The 20,703-nt window shown below is 59.0% G+C and carries 10 protein-coding genes and 1 tRNA gene; 7 read left to right on the forward strand and 4 right to left on the reverse strand.

Going from position 1 to position 20,703, the window contains the following annotated elements; all coding sequences use genetic code 11:
• Positions 1 to 59: 59 nt before the first annotated feature.
• Positions 60 to 1,772, reverse strand: a complete 1,713-nt coding sequence (locus ABTV29_RS12355) for an amidase (RefSeq protein WP_433770574.1) — start codon at positions 1,770 to 1,772, stop codon at positions 60 to 62.
• Positions 1,773 to 2,105: 333 nt separating this feature from the next.
• Here ABTV29_RS12355 and ABTV29_RS12360 point away from each other — a divergent pair.
• Positions 2,106 to 2,180, forward strand: a tRNA-Gln gene (locus ABTV29_RS12360).
• 284 nt (positions 2,181 to 2,464) lie between these two features.
• Positions 2,465 to 3,565, forward strand: a complete 1,101-nt coding sequence (locus tag ABTV29_RS12365; RefSeq protein ID WP_433770576.1) for a polyamine ABC transporter substrate-binding protein — start codon at positions 2,465 to 2,467, stop codon at positions 3,563 to 3,565.
• 129 nt (positions 3,566 to 3,694) lie between these two features.
• Here ABTV29_RS12365 and ABTV29_RS12370 read toward each other — a convergent pair whose 3' ends face one another.
• Positions 3,695 to 4,591 (reverse strand): LysR family transcriptional regulator, encoded by an 897-nt coding sequence (locus ABTV29_RS12370; RefSeq protein WP_433770578.1) that lies wholly within the window; start codon positions 4,589 to 4,591, stop codon positions 3,695 to 3,697.
• Positions 4,592 to 4,689: 98 nt separating this feature from the next.
• Between ABTV29_RS12370 and ABTV29_RS12375 the strand changes: the two genes are divergently transcribed.
• Positions 4,690 to 5,439 carry an SDR family oxidoreductase gene (locus ABTV29_RS12375; protein ID WP_433770580.1) on the forward strand — a complete coding sequence of 250 codons (750 nt, stop codon included), beginning with the start codon at positions 4,690 to 4,692 and terminating at the stop codon, positions 5,437 to 5,439.
• A gap of 19 nt (positions 5,440 to 5,458) precedes the next feature.
• Here the strand turns inward: ABTV29_RS12375 and ABTV29_RS12380 are convergent, their stop codons facing one another.
• Entirely contained in the window at positions 5,459 to 5,737 is a 279-nt protein-coding gene (locus ABTV29_RS12380; protein WP_433770582.1) for a Rho-binding antiterminator, read from the reverse strand.
• 4 nt (positions 5,738 to 5,741) lie between these two features.
• Complete coding sequence (locus tag ABTV29_RS12385; protein ID WP_433771852.1) at positions 5,742 to 6,002, reverse strand: DUF2024 family protein; 261 nt, start codon at positions 6,000 to 6,002, stop codon at positions 5,742 to 5,744.
• A 136-nt stretch (positions 6,003 to 6,138) separates the two neighbouring features.
• On the opposite strand from ABTV29_RS12385, the gene ABTV29_RS12390 reads away from it, so the two are divergent.
• The 4 genes from ABTV29_RS12390 (at position 6,139) to ABTV29_RS12405 (ending at position 20,590) form a co-directional block, all read left to right on the forward strand.
• Complete coding sequence (locus ABTV29_RS12390; RefSeq protein ID WP_433770584.1) at positions 6,139 to 6,693, forward strand: MarR family winged helix-turn-helix transcriptional regulator; 555 nt, start codon at positions 6,139 to 6,141, stop codon at positions 6,691 to 6,693.
• Between the two features lie 374 nt (positions 6,694 to 7,067).
• Positions 7,068 to 8,774, forward strand: a complete 1,707-nt coding sequence (locus ABTV29_RS12395; RefSeq protein ID WP_433770586.1) for a ShlB/FhaC/HecB family hemolysin secretion/activation protein — start codon at positions 7,068 to 7,070, stop codon at positions 8,772 to 8,774.
• A 24-nt stretch (positions 8,775 to 8,798) separates the two neighbouring features.
• Positions 8,799 to 20,201 carry a filamentous hemagglutinin N-terminal domain-containing protein gene (locus ABTV29_RS12400; RefSeq protein ID WP_433770588.1) on the forward strand — a complete coding sequence of 3,801 codons (11,403 nt, stop codon included), beginning with the start codon at positions 8,799 to 8,801 and terminating at the stop codon, positions 20,199 to 20,201.
• Positions 20,198 to 20,590, forward strand: a complete 393-nt coding sequence (locus tag ABTV29_RS12405; RefSeq protein ID WP_433770590.1) for a hypothetical protein — start codon at positions 20,198 to 20,200, stop codon at positions 20,588 to 20,590. The genes ABTV29_RS12400 and ABTV29_RS12405 overlap by 4 nt, the downstream gene beginning before the upstream one ends.
• Positions 20,591 to 20,703 lie beyond the last annotated feature (113 nt).

Raw genomic sequence — 20,703 nt, forward strand, 5'->3', positions numbered from 1 at the left:
CAGTCGCTATTTATGTTGCCTGACACTCTGCATTCGCGAGCAGGCTCGCTCCCACAGTTTTATTTACCTGCTGGCAGGGGCGGAGTGCGCGGCGGAATCTGCCGCTTGCTTCCAGTGGACTCGAACGCCGCCGCAAACCGCAACAACGCCGAATCGTCATAGGCACGACCGGCAAAGGTCAGGCCGACCGGCATGCCGATGTCCGGCATGATGCCCATGGGTACGGTGACGGTCGGAACACCCAGATGGCGAATGGCGAGGTTGCCGTTGGCCACCCAGATCCCGTTGCTCCAGGCGATATCGGCAGAGGCCGGGTTGACGTCCGCATCCGCCGGACCAACGTCGGCGACGGTCGGGAACAGCACCGCATCCAGGCCCAGCCGGTCCATCCAGTCTTCCAGGTCCAACTTGCGCGTCCGTTCAAGACCGCGCAGCCCGTCAGGCACCGTGCTGATCTGGTCCCACGGCGTGATGCCGCGCTCGGCCATCTTCACGTATTCGTCCATGCCCGCCGCCAGGTCGCCCTCGCGGTTCGGCAGGGTGCCGGGGTCGTGAGGGAAAATCTGCGGGCCATCGACGTCTACCAAGCGGTTCAGTTTTGGATCGCCGTTGGCTTGCAGGAAGTCATCGAACGCCCATGCCGTCAGGTCCCACAGCTCATGGTGCAGGAACTCCTTGGAGACGATCCCGCGATTGAACACGGTCGGTGCGCCCGGACGATCGCCTTCGCAGTTGGACACCAGCGGGAAATCGACTTCGAGCACTTCGGCGCCCGCGGCTTCGAGCGCCTTGCGCGCCTGCTGCCAAAGGCCGATCACCGAGTCACGGGTGTTGATGCGCTGCCCGGTCGGACCACCGATACCCGGCGCTTCGCTGGTGCCGGCTTCAGGGTCGGCATTGATGTACATCTTCGGAATGCCAAAGCGCTTGCCCGCCAGCGAGTCGGCCTTTGCCGCCAGCTCCAGGTAGGAAGCAGGGCGCACCGAGGCGACGCTCGGAATCGGCACCCAGGGTTGCAGGCGCCACAGGTCACCGCGCTTGTCAGGGTCGTCGGCCACCACCACGTCGAGCACTTCGAGCAGGTCGGCCATGGTCCGGGCGAAGGGTACGACCACATCCATGGTCGGTGTCAGCGGCCAGTTGCCGCGCACCGAAATCACCCCGCGCGAAGGGGTATAGGCGCACAGGCCGTTGTTCGACGCCGGGCCGCGACCGCTGGACCAGGTTTCCTCGGCCAGGCCGAAGGCGGCGAAGCTGGCGGCGGTGGCGGTGCCGGCACCGTTGGACGAGCCGGAGGCGAAAGGCGCGGTGAGGTAGGCCGCGTTGTAGGGGCTCTCGGCACGGCCGTAGACCCCGCGCTGCATGCCGCCATTGGCCATCGGCGGCATATTGGTCTTGCCCAGACAGATCGCCCCGGCGCCGCGCAGGCGTTCGATGGTGAAGGCATCGCGGTAGGCGACGAGGTCCTTGAAGGCCGGGCTGCCCGACGCTGCGGTCAGGCCCTTGACCAGGTAACTGTCCTTGGCGGTGTAGGGGATGCCATCGAGGGGGCCGAGGGTCTGGCCCTTGGCGCGACGCTCGTCGCTGGCTTGCGCTTCCTTGAGCGCATCCGGGTTGCGCACTACAACGGCATTGAGTGCGGTCGGCGTCTCGGGGCCGTCGTAGGCGTCGATGCGGGCAAGGTAGGCCTGCACCAGTTCGACCGAGGTGGTCTGGCCAGATTCGAGTGCAGCACGCAGTTGGGCAATGGAAACTTCAGTGACTTGGATCATGCGGTCAGTACCGGCAGTAGAGGGGGAATATGGTGAGTGTTTGCCTGGCGGGGGAATCTTGAGCACAGGAACTTCACTTCTCTTTAAAGGTTTTTCATAACGTTTCTGGTTGCACAGCCTTACGCGAGAGGGAGCGGATTTCAACCTTGGCGTTAATTTTTTTTACCACAACGGGGCAGCATTAATAACAAGTCGCTGTTTTAAAAGAAAAAATGTGGGTGAGGGGCTTCACAGATGAAACAAATGTTGGTAAATTTCCGCGCATTCCGAAACACACCATCAAACAGGTTGTGAATCAGGAGTCGAATGCCAGGCATTCGTTGCAACATTTGCAGGGGCGTCGCCAAGCGGTAAGGCAGCAGGTTTTGATCCTGCCATGCGTTGGTTCGAATCCAGCCGCCCCTGCCATATTCGTGGTATCAGAAACGCCAGTTCCTTTCGGGACTGGCGTTTTTTTATGCCCGCCGGTTATCCGCTCAAATGCAGCCCCCCAATTGCAGCCCCCGGTCCATCCGGACACGGATAATGGCCATTTCGATCCCCTTTTGGCCTGTCTCGCGCTGTGAACCGTCCAGGCTGTCAGCAAGAATCGAGGCCACAACCAGAAACCTCGATCTTCTTTGCCCTTGGCCGTCCTTCAGGCCACTGCCGACTACAAAAAAACCAACGAGCTGACATTGGGGAACTGATCCATGGACACCATGAAACGCATCCTGGGCGCCACGGTTTGCGGGCTGACTCTGCTGGCCAGCGCCGTGCACGCCGAACAGCGCGAGTTGAGGGTCTACAACTGGGCGGATTACATCCTGCCGTCCGTGCCCAAGGACTTTGCCGACATGACCGGCATCAAGGTGACCTGGGACACCTTCGACACCAATGAGTCCCTGGAAGCCAAGCTGCTGACCGGCAACTCCGGCTACGACCTGGTGGTGCCATCGAACCAGTTCATCGAAACCCAGATCAAGGCTGGCGTGTTCCAGAAACTCGACAAGTCCAAGCTGCCCAACTGGCAGCACCAGGACCCGGCACTGCTCAAGCTGCTCGACGCCAACGACCCCGGCAACCAGTACGGCGTGCCCTACATGTACGGCACCGTGCTGATCGGCTTCAACCCGGCCAAGGTCAAGGCAGCGCTGGGCGAGAATGCGCCGGTGGACAGTTGGGACCTGGTGTTCAACCCGAAAAACATGGAGAAGCTCAAGGCCTGCGGCGTGGCCATGCTCGACTCGCCGTCGGAAATCCTGCCGCTGGCCCTGCACTACCTGGGGCTGGACCCGAACAGCCAGAATCCGGATGACTACGAAAAAGCCAAGGCGCTGATGCTCAAGGTTCGCCCGTACGTCACCTACTTCAACTCGGCCAAGTACATGACCGACATCGCCAACGGCGACATTTGCGTGGCCATCGGCTACTCGGGCAGCTTCTACCAGTTCGGCAATCGCGCCAAGGAAGCGGGCAATGGCGTGGTGGTCGATTGGCGCCTGCCGAAGGAGGGCGCGCCGATCTGGTTCGACACCTTCGCCATCCCGAAAAGCGCGAAGAACGTCGAGGAAGCCCACGAGTTCCTCAACACCTTGCTCGACCCGAAAGTCATTGCACCGATCAGCGATTTCCTGGGTTACCCGAACGTGAACAAGGACTCGCTGCCGCTGATCAACAAGGAAATCACCGGCAACCCCAACCTAACGCCGACGCCACAAGCCCTGGCGACGCTCTACGTGGTTCAGCCGTTGCCGCAGAAGCTGGAGCGGGTGCGGACGCGGGTGTGGACGGCTATCAAGTCAGATAAATAAGTCGAGGATTGACCCAGTCCCTGTAGGAGCGAGCCTGCTCGCGATGCGGTGTATCAGGCAACATCGATGTTGACTGTACCGACGTCATCGCGAGCAGGCTCGCTCCTACAGGGGAAAGGCAACAGACCATCAACTGCCATTCAGACGCAACAACTCCCCCTGAACAAAATCCGCAAACAACTTGATCCGAATCGGCGTCAACGCGCCAAACGCATGCAGCGAATGAATCGCCCGCGCCGGCAGTTTTTCCTCGGGCAGCACCTGCAGCAGATCTCCGTTATCCAAATCCCGCTGCACCGTGCACTTCATCAAATAAGCGACGCCCATCCCTTCCAGTGCCGCAGCCCGCAGGCCGAACCCCGAATCAAGCCCGATGCGCCCGCGAGGCACCAGGGTTTCCCCGTTGGCGAAAACGATGGGCAGGGTGTGACCATTGAGTTGATAACGCACGAAGGGCAGGGCACGCAATTGGTCGATGGACGAGGGATTGCCCCATTGATCGATGAACGCCGGGGACGCCACCAGCGCCATGTCGAGCTGGGCCAGGGTGCGGCTTTTCAGGTCGCTGTCGGCCAGGCTGCCGACGCGAAAGATCACGTCGTAACCCTCGCGAATCAACTCGACACGATGATCGACCAGGGTCAGGTCCAGCTCCACCTGCGGGTGATCGGCGAGGAACACCGAATGAATCCGCGGCATCAGCAATCGCCCCAGTTCACTGGGCATGCTGACCCGCAAATGACCACGGGCACCGCCGGTGTGGCGCAGGGCATCGGCGCTGTCATCGATGGCCTGCAACAACGGCGCCACACGCTCGAAAAACGCCTGGCCCTCGGGCGTGAGGCTAAGCATCCGTGTGGAGCGGCGGAACAGCTTGGCATTCAGTTCTGCTTCCAGCCGCGCGATGCTTTTTGAAATGGCCGAGGGTGTGGTCCCGGCGTTGCGCGCCGCAGCGCTGAACGAGCCGGCTTCGACCGCGCGGACAAAGGCGATCAGGCTGGCCGACTGGTTCAACAGGCTCGACATGGTGTGACTCCAGGGCACAACTGATGTGCTGTTTGCAGGACTGTTTGGCTCAATCGGCGGACATGATACTGCGCGCCTTCAACAAGCGGAGTCAGCACATGCAACGTCTTAAAGGAAAGGTCGCGGTGATCACCGGCGGCAATAGTGGAATCGGCCTGGCCTCGGCCTGTCTGTTCGCCAGGCAAGGCGCGCAGGTGATCATCAGCGCCCGACGCCAGGAGATTCTGGACGAGGCCGTGCGCCAGATCGGCCATGGCGCCATCGGTATCAGGGGCGATGTCGCCAGCGTCGAGCATCATGCCGACGTGGCCGAACAGGTGCGCGAGCGATTCGGGGCACTGGATATCTACATGGCCAACGCCGGAGTCGTCACCTCGACGCCCACGTCGCAGGTCACGCCGGAGGAGTTCGATGCGCAATTCAACATCAACGCCCGCGGGGTATTTTTCGGGGTGCAGGCGATCACGCCAGTGTTGCGCGACGGTGCCAGCATCATTCTGACCAGCTCCCTGGCCGCCACAAAAGTGTTCGACGGGCACGCGGTGTACGCCGGTTCCAAAGCGGCTATCGCAGCGTTTGCGCGCAACTGGGCGCTGGAGCTGCGCGCGCGCAGGATCCGCGTCAACGTGCTGAGCCCTGGCCCGGTCGATACGGCGATCATTGGCAAACTGGGGGTCTCGGAAGAACAGCGTCCGGGGTTCATGCAGATGCTGGCGGACATGATCCCGGCAGGGCGCGTGGGCGAGGCCGATGAACTGGCGCAAGCGGCGCTTTACCTGGCGTCCAGCGACAGTTCGTTCGTCAACGGCATCGAGTTGCATGTGGACGGCGGCATGTCGCTGGTGTGAGCAAGTTCCTGCCGGAGCATCAGAAAGAGCAGACGGCATCGGAAAATGCCACCCGGCCGAACTGCGCATTGGCATCCAGCGGGGTGATGGCCAACAGTTGGTCCAGGCGGACCTCCTGTTGGCCATCAGCGGTTTCCAGCAAGAGGAATTCTTCCTTGCTGCTGGCGGTCCGCGTCGTCAGCGCCCTGGCGACCAGGCGTGCGCCATCCTTCAGTTCGACATCCAGCCGGTAACCGCGCAGGCAGGCGATTTCCAGATAATCATGCAGGTCACAGTTCAGGGGCTGATAGCTGTTCATGGGGTTACTCCCGGCAACCTTGCAGTTTGAGGATGAAGTAACCCTGCCTGGCAATGGCCGCGGCCACTTCGGGATTGGACGGTTCAACGTGACAGAACTGGCATCTGTCCTGGGCAATATCTTCGTCCTGGACACCCTGTTCATCAAGGAACCGGCGTGCATAGGATTTCGCCAGGTCCGGGTCGTTTTCCTCGATCAGCACATCGAAGTGCAGGTAACGGCCATCTTTCGTGCGCACGTGGGTATCGAAGACCTTGATGCTCATCATTTGTTCTCCTTCGGTTTCCGGTTGATGTGTTATGTTTCGAATCGATACCAATAGCCTAAGGCAAACTGAGCCTTTGTCGATATGGTTTTTATTCGATACCATTTATTGACTTCATCGATCAGGAATCGCCACCGTGTTGTTTGATCTGCTGGAAAGGTTGTCGAGCCTGACGCGCGTCTGGTTCCGCGAGCACCCGATGCTGGCGGACCTGCAGCCGATTCAGTTGAGTGCGCTGATCTACCTCGGTCGCTGCAATCGCTACTCCGACACGCCGTTGGCGGTCACCGAGTACCTGGGGCTGACCAAAGGCACGGTCTCGCAATCGCTCAAGGCCCTGGAAAGCAAAGGGCTGCTGATCAAACAGCCGGATGCCCGGGACAAACGCAGCGTGCACATGAAACTCACCGAACCGGCCCAGGCGCTGCTGGACGCGGTGACCCCCCCGGACTTCCTGCTCGCCGCCGCGCAACGTATGGGCGCCGATGCACAGGTGCTGGAAGCCTTGCTGTCGGACCTGCTGCGCAATATCCAGCGCGGTGAAGACGTACCGGGGTTTGGCCTGTGCCGCACCTGCCGGTTTCATCAGACGGTGAAGGGCGGGGCGTTTTGTGGATTGACCCAGGAGCCGCTGGAATCGAGGGAAATCGAGTTGATTTGTCGGGAGCATCAGCTGCCGCAACCGGCATGAGTCAGACGCACGCACTTTGTGGGAGCGAGACTGCTCGCGATGACTTCTCCATGAACCCTGAATACTCGATGGGCGTAAGCAGAATTGACCTCAGCCAGGCCATGTCCATTGATGCACCCTGAACAAGCGGGTGTTTAAAAACGATCCGTAATTGAGGACTCTCCCGTCCTCTTTTCAGGAGCTTTCCTACCATTGCGCAGGATCGGTCCGGTTTCAGCACATCCCCCCTCCCGTTAATGTTTTCAGACCCGTCTGGGCCATTGAAGCTGCCGATAACGTTGCCATTTCAGCCGTTTCTCAATTGACGCCAGAATAGTGGCTCTCTAACATCGCGCCACTATTTGGCCATCATCTGTTATTCGAGGGATCGACTCATGTACTCACCCGCCTTGGTGGCGAGGTTGTGCACGGCTTTGCTCTGCCTGTTTCCACTGAATACTGTCCTTGCCGCGCCCACCCCAGGTGATACCGACCTGATCCGCGAGCGCCAGGATCGTTTGCTCGAAGAGCAGCGTCGTCGCCTTGAAGAACTCAAGGAGTTGCCGGGCAAACAAGCCCTGCCGACACCATCGGCAGAGCCGGTCGATACCCGTTGCTTTCCTATAAAAGACATTGAACTCAAGGGGGCCGACAGCCTGTCTGTCGCCGAGCGCGATCAATTGCTCAAGCCCTACATCGGCCAGTGCCTGGGCGTTGCCCAGCTCAATGAGCTGCTGAAAGTCATCACCGACCACTACATCGAAAAAGGCCTGGTCACCAGTCGTGCCTACCTGCCGCAGCAGGACTTGTCAGGCGGGCATCTGCAAGTGCTGGTGGTCGAGGGGCGCCTCGAAGGTCTCAAGAGCGCGCCGGACAGCCAATTGTCCGAACGTGAACTGGCCATGGCGTTTCCCGGCAAGGCCGGCGATCTGGTCAACCTGCGCGAGATCGAGCAACTGGTCGATCAGCTCAATCGCTTGCCTTCGAACCAGGCAAAGATGGAATTGACCCCCGGCAAGAATGTCGGCGGCAGTGAAGTGCTGGTGACCAACAGCCCGCAAAAGCCCTGGCGCGTGGGGCTTTCACGCAACAACGACGGTCAGCGCAGCACAGGCGAACAACAGTGGGGCACGACCTTTGACTGGGACAGCCCGCTGGGCCTGGCCGATCAATTGATGCTGCGCGGCGGTCACGATGCGATGACCGATCACCAGCACACCTCCAACAACGCGCTGCTCAATTACAACCTGCCATGGGGCTGGTGGAACTTCAGTTACACCTACAACCAGAGCGAATACCGCTCGCAGATCGCCGCCAACGGTTTCAACTTCAAGCAAACCGGCGACAGCGAAAACCATCAACTACGCGCCGAACGGGTGATTCATCGGGATGCGGTCAGCAAGACCTCGCTCAATACCGGTTTCTCCTACCTGCGTACCAACAACTTCATCGAAGACAGCAAGCTCAAACTGAGCAGCAACCGTATCAGCGAGATGCAGTACGGATTCAATCATGGACGGCGAGTGGGCAGTGCGTTCGTCAACCTTGACCTGGGCATGCAGCAGGGCATAGGTGCACTCGACGCCCAGGGCAACGACCATCCGGGGCCGGGCGAGCCTAACGCTCGCTACCGCAAATACACCGCCACGGCGACGTACCTGCAGCCGTTCAAGCTGTGGGGTGAGTCCTTCAGCTTCACCAGCCTGATGACCGGCCAGCGCAGCGAAGATGTGCTGTTCAGCCCGCAGCGTACCAGCCTCGGCGGGCAGTCTTCGATTCGTGGTTACAAGGACCAATCCCTGTCGGGCGACAGTGGTGGTTACTGGCGCAATGACCTGCGCTGGACGCGACCGGTGACGCTGCAATGGCTGCGCCCGCTGTTCGCCGAATACGGCACCGGCGGGGGTTACGACCAGGGTGTGATTCGTGATGATCGCTACAACGGCGATCAGCACGGACGCATGTCGAGCAATTCGCTGGAGCTGTTTGCCCGTGGCCAGCACATGGCCGCCAGCGTGACATTCGCACACTCGCTGGAGCGCCCAGACGCTCTCCCGGAACGTGAAGCACCGATCTATTTTCGCGTGGATTTTTTCCTCTAATTACCGCCATTCGAGATCAATGACATGGACGCCCGTCACTACGCCTTGCTCGCACGCCAGCCTTCAGCGGTGGTGAAAACCCGAGAACATTTCTGGGGCATGCCCAAGCGTGGGTTGGCGTTCCTGTTGGCCAACGTCATGTTCTGGCAGCCGATCTGGGCTCAAGCCGATGGGATAGTGGTGGCCAATCCCGGCACCAGTCTCGGTCAGGCGGGTAATGGTGTGCCAATCGTCAACATCGCCACGCCCAATGGCAGCGGTCTGTCGCATAACCAGTTCGTCGACTACAACGTCGGGACCCCGGGCGTCATCCTCAACAACGTCGCCAACCAGACCGGCGCGACGCAATTGGGCGGCATCATCGTCGGCAACCCCAATATGACCAACGGGATCGCGGCGCAAACCATCCTCAACGAAGTGGCTGGCGGCAGTCCGAGCCAGTTGCGCGGCTACACCGAAGTGGCGGGGCAGTCGGCCCGCGTCATCGTCGCCAACCCTTACGGCATCAGCTGCAACGGTTGCGGGTTCATCAATACGCCACGGGTGACCCTGACCACGGGCAAACCGGTGCTTGATGGCAGTGGGCGTGTGGATCGGTTTCAGGTCGATCAAGGCAGCGTCTCCATCGACGGGGCCGGGTTGAACGCCAGCAACGTCGACAGCTTCGAAATCATCACCCGCAGCGCCAGGATCAACGCCGAGATTCAGGCGAAGAACCTGACCATCGTCGCCGGTCGCAACGACGTCAACGCACAAACCCTCAACGCCACCGCCCGCGCCGAGGACGGCAGCGCCAAGCCGCAACTGTCCATCGACAGCTCGGCACTGGGCGGCATGTACGCCGGGGCGATCAAGCTGGTGGGCACCGAGGCGGGGGTCGGGGTGAAGTTGGCCGGCAACGTCGTGGCCAGTGGCGGGGATATCCAGATCGATGCCAATGGGCACCTCAGCCTGGCGCAAACAGCCGCCACCGGCACCGTGAATGTCAAAGCCGCCAGTCTCGATGCGCAGGGCGCCGTTTACGGCAGCACCGTCAACGTCCAGACCCTGGGCAACCTCGCCGCGCGGCAAACGGTCGCGGCTCGGGACAGCATCAGCCTGAGCGCTGGTGGGCAATTGACCAACAACGGCATCATCGAAGCCGGGGTCAACGCGGATAACAGCCGCAATGGCAATGGCGATGTCAGCCTGAGCGCGCAGAATCTCAACAACGCCGGCAAAAGCGTGGTTGCCAGTCGCAACCTGACGGTGAACACCACGCAAAACCTGAACAACCAAAACGGCACGCTCAGTGCGCCAAACACCGCAATCACTGCCGGCACACTGGACAACCGCAACAACGGGCGCGTGCTGAGCAACGGCACCCTGAGCCTCAATGCCGGCCAGGTGTTGAACAACAACGGTGTCATCAACAGCACCGGCAATCTCACGGGCAGTATCGGGCAGCTGGTCAACAGCAATGGCGAGCTGACCAGCCAGGCCGACACCGTACTGACCGTCACGTCGCTGGATAACGTGGCGGGCCTGATGATGGCGGGCCGTTCGCTGGATATCACGGCAATGGGCACGATCAATAACAGTGCGGGCAAGATTGGCTCGAAGCAAACGCTGAGCGTGCGGGCGCAAAATCTCGATAACAGCCATCAAGGCCAGTTGACCAGTGAAGGCCGGCTGACCACCCACGTCAGTGCCCAGTTGAACAACCAGAAAGGCGTGATTCAGGCCAATGGCGCGACGGATGTGCAGGCCACTCGCCTGGACAACCGCGCCGGCAAGATTTCCAGCCTCGACACCCTCATCGTCAGCAGTGCCAACACCGACAATCGCAACGGTGTGATACGTGCCGACCAGGCGGTGCAGTTGCTGGTCGATGAGCTGGACAATCGTGACAAGGGACGGCTGGAAAGCAAGGCGGCGCTGACCTTCGACGGCGGCAAACTGGACAACAGCAACGGCGGCCTGGTCACCGCGACGGGGCTGATGACCCTCAAGGCCGCTGAGGTTGCCAACAATGCCGGGCGTATTTCCGGCAAAGGCGACATTGACGCGAACATCGACACCCTGAATCAACTGGGGGGCGAACTGGTTGCCGAAGGTAATCTGAAGCTGACCGGCAAGGCGCTGGACAATCGCCAGGATGGCCTGGTCGCGTCGCTCAAGACACTGACATTGAATGTCGACACGATCGATAACCGTGGCGGCTCGCTGTCCAGTCAGAAGGGCCTGCAAGTCGAAGGCGCACGCCTGGACAACAGTGATGGCGGCAAGGTGTTGTCGGACACCACGCTGGGCGTCAAGGTCGAGCAGATCATCAACGCCACCGCGGGCCTGATTTTCAGCAAAGGCGCGAGCACGCTCACCGGTATTGGCCTGAGTAACATCCGCGGGCGGATCGTCAGTCAGGGAACCCTGAACCTGACTTACGATGACACTCTAAATAACCGCCAAGGCCTGATCAGCAGCGAGGGCCAACTGACCCTGAGCGCTGGCAGCCTCGACAATCGCCTGGGCAAGCTGTCGAGCCTTGAGTCCATGGCGCTGACTTCGGTCGGTGCAGCCTTGAACCAGGGCGGTCTGATTGCCTCGCAAAAGGGGCTGACGCTCAACAGCGGCAGCCTCGACAACAGCAATAACGGGATCATCAGCGCCAAGGCCGACTCCAGTGTGACCACCGGCGAGTTCAACAACCGCCTCGGCGGCAGCCTGGCGACCGATGGCACCCTGTTGGTTACGGCCGGACACCTGGACAACTCCGCCGGGCAAATCGGCAGTCAGCAACAGCTTGATCTTTCGGTGACCTCGCTCGATCAGGACGGCGGCGAGCTGTTCAGCAACGCCGACCTGACCCTGGACCTGCACAACGGCCTGCTCAATAACCAGCGCGGCAATATTCACACGCCGGGTCAGTTGTTGTTGAAAAACCTCAATCAGGTCAACAACAGCGCAGGTGAAATCTCCGGGGCAAAGGCCTGGAGCCTCAATGCCCAAGGCGTGAACAACGACGGCGGCAAACTGCTCAGCAACGAAAAACTCACCCTCGTGATCGATCAGGCACTGAGCAACGTCAAGGGGCTGATCGCCGCTGCGGGCCTTGAAAGCCACAGCGCCAGTCTGAACAACAATGGTGGTGACATTCGTGGTCGGGGTGATGTGGATCTCACGGTCACCGACGACTTCGGCAACCAGGCCGGCGTGGTTATCGCCGACAACGACCTGACGGTCAAGGCGGCGCGCCTGGATAACAGCAGTGAAGGTCTGGTCGGTGCCACAAAAGCGCTGAAACTGACGGTCGATCACCTCGATAACCGTAATGGCGAAGTGTCGAGCCAGGCCGACGTGACCCTGATCGGCGCTTACCTTGACAACAGCGATAGCGGTTATGTCCTGGCCGGCGGCAATCTGGCGCTGACGGTGGATCAGGTGATCAATCGCAACAAGGGCTTGCTGTCCGGCGACAGCGGGCTGACCCTGACCGGCCAGGCATTGGAAAACAGCGGCCGCCTGCTGACCCAGAACGACCTGACCATCACGCTTTCATCGGATCTGAATAACGATCAGGGCAGCCTTGTCAGCGAAGGAGCCCTGGCTATCAACGCAGAAAGCCTCAGTAACAACGGAGGCACGGTCTCCAGCGCAAAAGCCTTGACAGTTGACACCCGGGGCGTTGTCAGCAACCAGGGTGGCAAGCTGCTGACCGATGCCACCCTCACGCTCGACAGCAGCGCGCTGGATAACCAGCAAAAAGGCATCCTCAGCAGCAAAGGCAAACTGAGCATCACCACCGGTGCGCTCAACAACAGCCAGGCCAATATCTATTCCGCCGGTCAGTTGAATGTGAAGGCGGGGCAAGTCACCAACACTGCCGGCAGCCTCGGTGCAGGCATTGCGCTGGTGGCCGATGTCAGTGGCCTTGATCAGCAGGGCGGCAAACTGTTCAGCCAGGGCAGCCTGAGTCTGGACCTGAACGGTGGGGCGTTGAACAACCAGGACGGCTTCATCAATGCGCCGGGTCAGTTACTGCTGAAAAACCTCGCCGATGTGAACAACCGCAACGGTGAAATTTCCAGCGAACAGGCTTTCTACCTGACGGCCACAGCGCTGGACAACAGCGGCGGTCAACTGCTCAGCAACCAGAAACTCACCCTGCAAATCGACAACGCGCTGACCTCGATCAAAGGCAAGATCGCCGCCGCGGCGTTGCAGATTCGTGCGGCGAGCCTGGATAACAGCGCCGGGGTCCTGCTCAGTGACAGTGATCTGGGTGTGACCGTCGACGGCCTGTTGAACAACCAGGACAACGGCATCATCAAGGCAGTGCAACAGCTGACACTCAACAGCAACGGCTTGAACAACCAGGGCGGCACGTTGCTCGGCGGGGCGGGCATCAGCCTCGACCTGGGCACGACCCCTGCGGATTTGAATAACCAGGATGGCCTGATCAATACCAAGGGCGTGCTCAGCATCGCCCACCTGCGTGATCTGAATAACCGCAAAGGCGAAATCTCCAGCGTCAACAGCTTCAGCCTGACCGGCAATACCCTGGACAACCGTGGCGGCAACCTGATCAGCAACGATCAATTGACCCTCAGTGCGGCCGAGGTGAAAAACCAGGGTGGCCTGGTGTCCGGCTGGAATGGCTTGAGCCTGACCGGCGACACCCTCGACAACAGTCAGGAAGGTACGCTCTCCAGCCTGCTCGGCAATCTGGACATCGACCTGAGCGGCGCGTTGATCAACCACACCCAGGGCGGGCTGGCCGGCAAGGGCAAGGTGAGCATCAAGGCCGCCAGCCTCGATAACAGCAACGGCATCGTTACCAGCGGGGCGAAGCAGACCCTGACGATCAGCGGTGGCACGATCACCAACACCTCCGGTGGCCTGATCGAAAGCAGCGACACCCTGGATATCGTTGCGGCAACGCTGAACAACTCGGCCGGCAGCATTACAGCCAGCAAAGCCTTGACCTTCACCGGTACGCAGCTGAACAACAGTAGTGGCAGCTTCATCGGTGAAGACGCCTTCACCCTCGATTTGCTCGGTGCCCTGATCAACACCAATGGTGTCCTCGGCAGCCAGGGGCCGCTGGTGGTCAAGCGTTCCGGCAGCATCGACAACCAGGGCGGCCAACTGATCAGCCAGTCCTTGATGAGCCTGATGACCTCTGGTGATCTGAACAACAGCCAGCGCGGCACCTTGTCGGCCAACGGGCAACTGGATCTCACGGTCACCGGCACTGTTCATAACGACACTGACGGTCTGATTTCCAGTCGCGATGCCGGTGTAACCATCACTGCTACAGCCCTGAACAATGCCAAGGGGGCCGTGCAGAGTTACAACGCGCTGACCGTGGAGGCAGGCAACGGTGCGATCGATAACCAGGGCGGCAAACTCATCGCCCAGAACGGCGATCTCAAGCTCACTGCCGCCAGCCTCGACAGCCGTGGCGGTGTGCTGTCGAGCCTCAAGGGGTTGCTGCAAACCCGACTCACTGGTGTGTTGAAAAACGGTCAGGGCGGCAAGCTCGAAGGCAGCCGCCTCGACTTGCAAGCGTTGGGCGGTATCTACAGCGACGGCGGCCGGATCGCGGCCAACACTGGCGACATTCTGCTCAACACCGGCAGTGGTGCGATCGACAACAGCAATGGCGGGATTTATGCCGCAGGGTTGGTAAAAGTCAGTGCGGGCTCGCTGAACAACAGCGGCGGGCAAGTCAGCGGCAACGGGATCGACCTCGGGCTCGACGGCAATCTCACTAACCGTGCAGGCCTGATCGAAAGTGCCGGTACCCTTATTGTGCGTGCCACCAACCTCGACAACCAGGGCGGCAAGCTGCGGGCGTTGGGCACCAGCGGAAAAACCGATTTCCAGATCGGCAGCCAGTTCGATAACCGCAATGGACTGCTGGAAACCGCCAACCTGCAGCTGACGCTCGCGACACCCGGTTTACTCAACGCCGGCGGCTCCGTGACCCATGTCGGCACCGGGCTGTTCGAAATCTCCACCGCCAACGTCATGAACGCAGGCGGCGCGCTGGTCACCCGTGGCGACCTGAACCTGAATGCCCTCAGCTGGACCAACAGCAGTGTGATTCAGGCCGGGCGATTGACGGTGAACGTCAACAACTTCAGCCAGACCGCGAGCGGTCAGTTGCTGGCCTCCAGTCAGCTCGTGGCTCGGGGTGGGAGCTGGAACAACGACGGGTTGATTGCCAGCGATGGCAGCCTGGATATGCAGTTGAGCGGTGGTTATGGCGGCAACGGCCGCCTGACCAGCCTCGGTGATATGCAGGTCGACGCATCCACCATCACCCTCAACAGCGCCGCCAGCATTGCCGGCGGTGGCAATACCACCGTGGGCGGTCGGGGCGGGTTGTCGGTATTGAGCAACTATGGGCGTCTTACCGCGAGCAACAACCTCAACGTCAATGCCGGCGCCGTAAACAACTACGGCACGCTGGCGGGTGGGACGGGGCTGAAACTCAGTGCGTCGTCATTGCTCAACGACCAGGGTGGCTTCCTGTTCAGTGGCGGCGATTTGAAGCTTCGGGTGGGCAGTTTCAGCAACAAGAAATCCGATGTTTACAGTTTGGGTGCCATCGACATTGCGCGCGACGATGCGGGTTATCGTGCGGCATTGGTGGAGAACCTTTCCGGGACGATGGAGAGTGTTGGCAATTTCTCGATCCGGGCCGACTCGATCGTCAATCGCCGGGACCAGTTCAAGACCGTGTCCGAGATGTATTCGGCGGATATTGGTGTTCGTTGTTATGAATGTACTGAGCTACCACGTTTCTGGACGGACGTTCGTGACGATGGACTACCCAGTCATCTGGTATGGGAGCAGAAATACAGAGTCACTATTCTCGAGGGGGAAAGCTCCAAGGCTGCCTCTATTACCTCCGGACGTAATCTTGATGTCTCCGGTGGTTCGTTCCTGAACTCGAACTCGACCGTCGCGGCTTCAGGGAACATCGGTATCAGCGTGAGCAACTTTGAGAACACCGGTACCGCTACGGGGGATTACGTTTCCCGTAAATACGTCACTGGCGGGCAATCTCTCGATCAATGGCGTGAGATCGCCATGTACAACATGTACAACGATGCGGACTACAACCAGGATCTGCGTTTCTGGAACGTCAATGAAGTTGAGTCGAGAACGACCCCTCGACAAGTGAAGCAAGGTGCGAAGAACGAATATGACTATTATCAGGATCTTGGTCCCGTCGTTCTTTATTTAGGGTCTTACACCGGCAACGTACTACCCGCGGTTAAATTTGATGCGTCTCAGTATTCAACAGGTATCAGAACCGACGCCCCCGACTTCATAAAAAACGCCGTCTTCAGCGAAAAGATCATCAGCGCAGATCCGTCGGGATTTGCCTCGGCGATCATCCAGGCCGCCGGCAACGTCACGATCAATGCCGTCAACAAAATCACCAACGGTGTTGAACGTGCCTACAGTTCGGGCATCTCCGGTACGTCTCGCAACACCGGCACCGGCGCTAGCGGCACCGGTAAAACCACCGTCATCACCCTCAACAGCCAGCTCCCACCTGACCTGGCCCAGCAACAGGTCAACCCGATTACACTGCCGGGCTTCAGCCTGCCGGTGGGCGACAACGGGATGTTCCGTCTGAGCGGTAAAAACGGCACAGACTCGACGATCGTCACAAACCCGCCACGGACCATCGGTTCCGCGACCGGCGCCACAACCCAGCGTTCGGACGGCATGCCCGTCAGGAGCGCCACCGAGTTGCAGTTCGACAACAACGACCTGGTATCGGTCAAGAACCGTGAGCTGGCGTTGGCCGGTAGCCCGTCGCTGAACCTCAACGACAAGACTGCGCAGGTCAACGTCAACGCCGCTGCCGGTGACGGCGCGGTCGGCGTCCAATTGCCCAACCGTGGCAATGCCCTGCTCAACACCCCGCGCGTACAGGGGCTGCCCGATACCAGCGTGCGCAGCAACCCCCACAAGTACCTGATCGAGACCAATCCGGTACTCACCGACCTCAAGCAGTTCATGAGCTCGGACTACCTGCTGACCAACCTCGGCTACGACCCGGACATCGCCGCCAAACGCCTGGGCGACGGCTTCTTCGAACAACGGCTGATTCAGCAAGCGGTGGTCGAGCGTACCGGGCAGCGCTTCATCGATGGCCAGACCTCCGACGAGACCATGTTCAAGTACCTGATGAACAATGCCATCGCCAGCAAGGACGAGCTGAACCTGTCGGTGGGCGTAACCCTGACGGCCCAGCAAGTCGCGGCCCTGACCCACGACATCGTCTGGCTCGAAGAGCATGAAGTGAACGGCGAAAAGGTCCTGGTGCCAGTGCTGTACCTGGCCCAGGCCGACAATCGCCTGGCGCCGAACGGGGCGTTGATCCAGGGCGGTGATGTGACCCTGATTGCCGGGCAGGATCTGAATAACGCGGGAACATTGCGTGCCACCAACAACCTGGCGGCATCCGCCGGGCAGGACCTGACCAACAGCGGTTTGATCGAAGCCGGCAACCGTCTCGACTTGCTGGCGGGTAACAACATCATCAACAAGTCCGGCGGCGTCATTGCCGGGCGCGATGTCACCCTGACGGCGGTGAAAGGCGATGTCATCAACGAGCGCACCGTCACCACGACCGACTTCAGCAACAGAGGCTACACCCAGCAGCGCGACCATCTGGACAGCGCCGCGCGGATCGAAGCGACGAACGACCTGAGCATCAGCGCGGGCCGGGACGTATTGAACACGGGGAGCGTACTTTCCAGCGGTCGGGACACCGACATCCAGGCCGGGCGCGACATCAACATCGTTTCCACCGAGCAGCAAAGCGCCGACACCGGTGGCCGGCAACAAAGCTCGGTCACCCAATTCGGCTCCAGCATGAACGCCGGACGCGACATCACCCTCAGCGCTGGCCGCGACATCAACATCGTCGCCAGCGAACTGGAAGCCAAACGCAATATCGGCCTGAGCGCGGAGGGGGACGTCACCGTTGCCTCCGGCGCCGACGAAAGCCACTCCTACTACAAGTCCAAAAAAGTCACTGCGCAGGAGGACCACGTCAAACAAGTCGCCAGTGCGATCACGGCTGGCGGTGACTTGGCGGTGAGCGCGGGCAATGACCTGACATTCATCTCCAGCCGTATCACCGCCGGCGATGAAGCCTATCTGGTGGCGGGCAACAACATTGAATTGCTGGCCGCGCAGGACACGGACTATTCGCTGTACGACAAGAAGAGCAAGGGCAGTTTTGGGCAGAAGGCAACCCGCCGGGATGAAGTGACCGATGTGGTGAATGTCGGTAGTCAGATCACAACGGGTGGTGATCTGACGCTGGACAGTGGGGGTAGCATTACCTTTGAGGCTGTGAAGGACCTGCATCAGGAGAGTCATGAGAAGAGCAGTAATAGCTTGGCGTGGACATCTATGTCGGGCAAAGGCTATACCGATGAAACCTTGCGCCAAAGCGTGCTGGTTGCTCAAGGCCAACTGACGATCAAAGCGGTTGAAGGCCTGCATATCGACGTTAAGCAGGTTGATCAACAGACTGTGAGTCAGGCAATCGACGCGATGGTAGCCGCCGACCCGCAAATGGTGTGGCTGAAAGATGCCGAGCAGCGGGGAGACGTGAATTGGCAGCTCGTCAAGGAAATCCACGACTCCTACGACTACAGCAGTTCAGGTCTGGGTGCAGGAGCACAATTAGCAATCGCGATCGTGATGGCTGCTTTTGTAGGTCCATATGCCCTCAACGCGTTAGGTTCAATGGGCAGTGTTTTTGCCGCCGGAGGCGCAGCTGTCGCTACAGGGGCGGCAACCAACGCAACAGTCAGCTTTATCAACAACGGAGGCAACCTTGGGGCTGTGTTCAAGGATGTGACTTCCAGTGATGCATTGAAGGGTTACGTCATTTCCGGGCTGACAGCGGGCTTTACCGCTGGCTATTTCAGTGAGTGGACCGGCACAACAACCGACCCTATCACGGGGAAGATCACTATCGATCTTGGTACGTGGAAAGGTATTGGCCAATTCGCCGCTAGCCAAGGCTTGCAAAATGGTACTTCGGCAGCGCTCGGCAAAATAATGGGACAGGGCGGTGACTTGGGCACCGCGCTGCAAAGCACCCTGTTCAATACATTGGCCGCAGCCAGTTTCAATGCCGTGGGGGATTACACCAAGAACGTATATGCAGATGGCAGCCTGCAAAAAGTCATGATTCACGCAGTAGTTGGCGGCTTGTTGTCTGAAGTCAGCGGGGGTGATTTCACGACGGGTGCATTGGCCGCAGGGGCAAACGAAGCGTTGGTCAGTCAACTCAATACCTGGGTTGGTGGCGACAAGAATCTGCTAAACATGACTTCTCAATTAGTGGGTATGTTGGCGGCAGCGACGCAAAGCGACGCGGATGGAAAAAGTCTGAGTACCGGCGCATGGGTGGCGCAGAATGCAACGCAGTACAACTACCTGAATCATGATCAGTTGGCTGAAGCAGCCAAGGAGTTGCGAGCCTGCTCAGACAAAGCGTGCCGAGACAACACGGTAGCCAAATATAAAGAGTTGAGCTTCGCGCAGGACCTGGAAGCGGCGGCAGCGTGTTCCGCCAACGTTAATAGCTGTGCTGCTTACTCCAGAGAGGTTGCCAATACCATGGCGAATCTGGACGATATTTATCCGCTACTTGGCGATGGTCCTAACAAGGAATGGGAGGTCCTGAGGCAATCCAATCTCGAGTTTCAAGAGATGCTCGCTACGTTCACAGGCGGGCACACCACAGGCGCCATCGCCAAGGCGATGCAGCAAAAGTGGGGATTGTCCGATGAGCAGGCCAAGGATATTGCTGATAACCTGATTTTAATCGCTGCGGGTGGTGTTGCGGCGGTTGCTGCAAAAAAGGCGTTGGCTGCGGCTTTCAGGGAAGGATCTGCAAACTCCCGTGCAAAAGGAGGGGGAGCAGAGAATAATCTGAATCCGACTAGTGCTATGACAGACGCTGAGGCTGGAACCAAGGAGTTATCAAAGATAGGCTCTTTGAATGGAGAGCCTGAGCTTCCACCAAAAAATGCAAGCCCGGACATGATTCGATCAATTGAGCGTCAAAATGAGGCTTCCAAGAAGCTTGCTCAAGCTGGGTATGATGTCGAGCAGTTGGCAAATACTGGAAAGAAAGGGGCCAACCCTGATTTGCGAATAAATGGTGAACTAGCTGATGTTTTCTCGCCAATCACTAATAGTCCAATTTCGGTGCTGAAGACAATAACCGGCAAGGTTGAGACGCAGGCGAGTAATGTCGTCGTGAATTTGGCTGACTCTACATTGACCTTCGAACAGATAGAAAGCGCCCTTCGCTCGAATCCGGTCCAAGGCTTGAGAAAGCTTTATTTGATGAAAGGTGGAGAGTTTAGAGTGATAGAGGCTTCGAAATGACGATCACAATGAATCTTGAGATTGAAGAAGGCATATCGTATGAAGAAATTTCTTCGGTGCTCTCAAAAATTGGGGCAGAGTACGGAGTTGAAAGTGGTTATCTAACGGGTAACTTCAAGAATTCAGGTGTTTATTTTGTTTTCCGCTGTTTTGCTACTCCTGAAGATGTGGTTGCTGAAGGGATTAATGCTGATTGGAAAGCAGGTATGAGTGGTGCATTTCATTGTCCTATAAGGTCTTTGTTGGAAAGTTCTATGGATATTAGATCTTTTGTTACAAGGCTATCGATGGAAACGCTTTTTAAGTTCGTTCTTTCATTTCAGTACGAAAGTTTGTATGTTGTTCGTAATGAGTCTGGTATTGAGTTTTTGAAAAATATGGTTGATTAGTTGTTCGCAGTTCGTGGGCAAATAGATGCATGGAGAAAGGTAAGAGAAAAGTTGACGAACTAAAAGTTGGGTGGCAAAAGAAGCGATCAAAGAGAAGATAGGTTTTTTTAAGC

The organism is Pseudomonas putida, from assembly GCF_050989985.1.
Taxonomy (GTDB): domain Bacteria; phylum Pseudomonadota; class Gammaproteobacteria; order Pseudomonadales; family Pseudomonadaceae; genus Aquipseudomonas; species Aquipseudomonas putida_AI.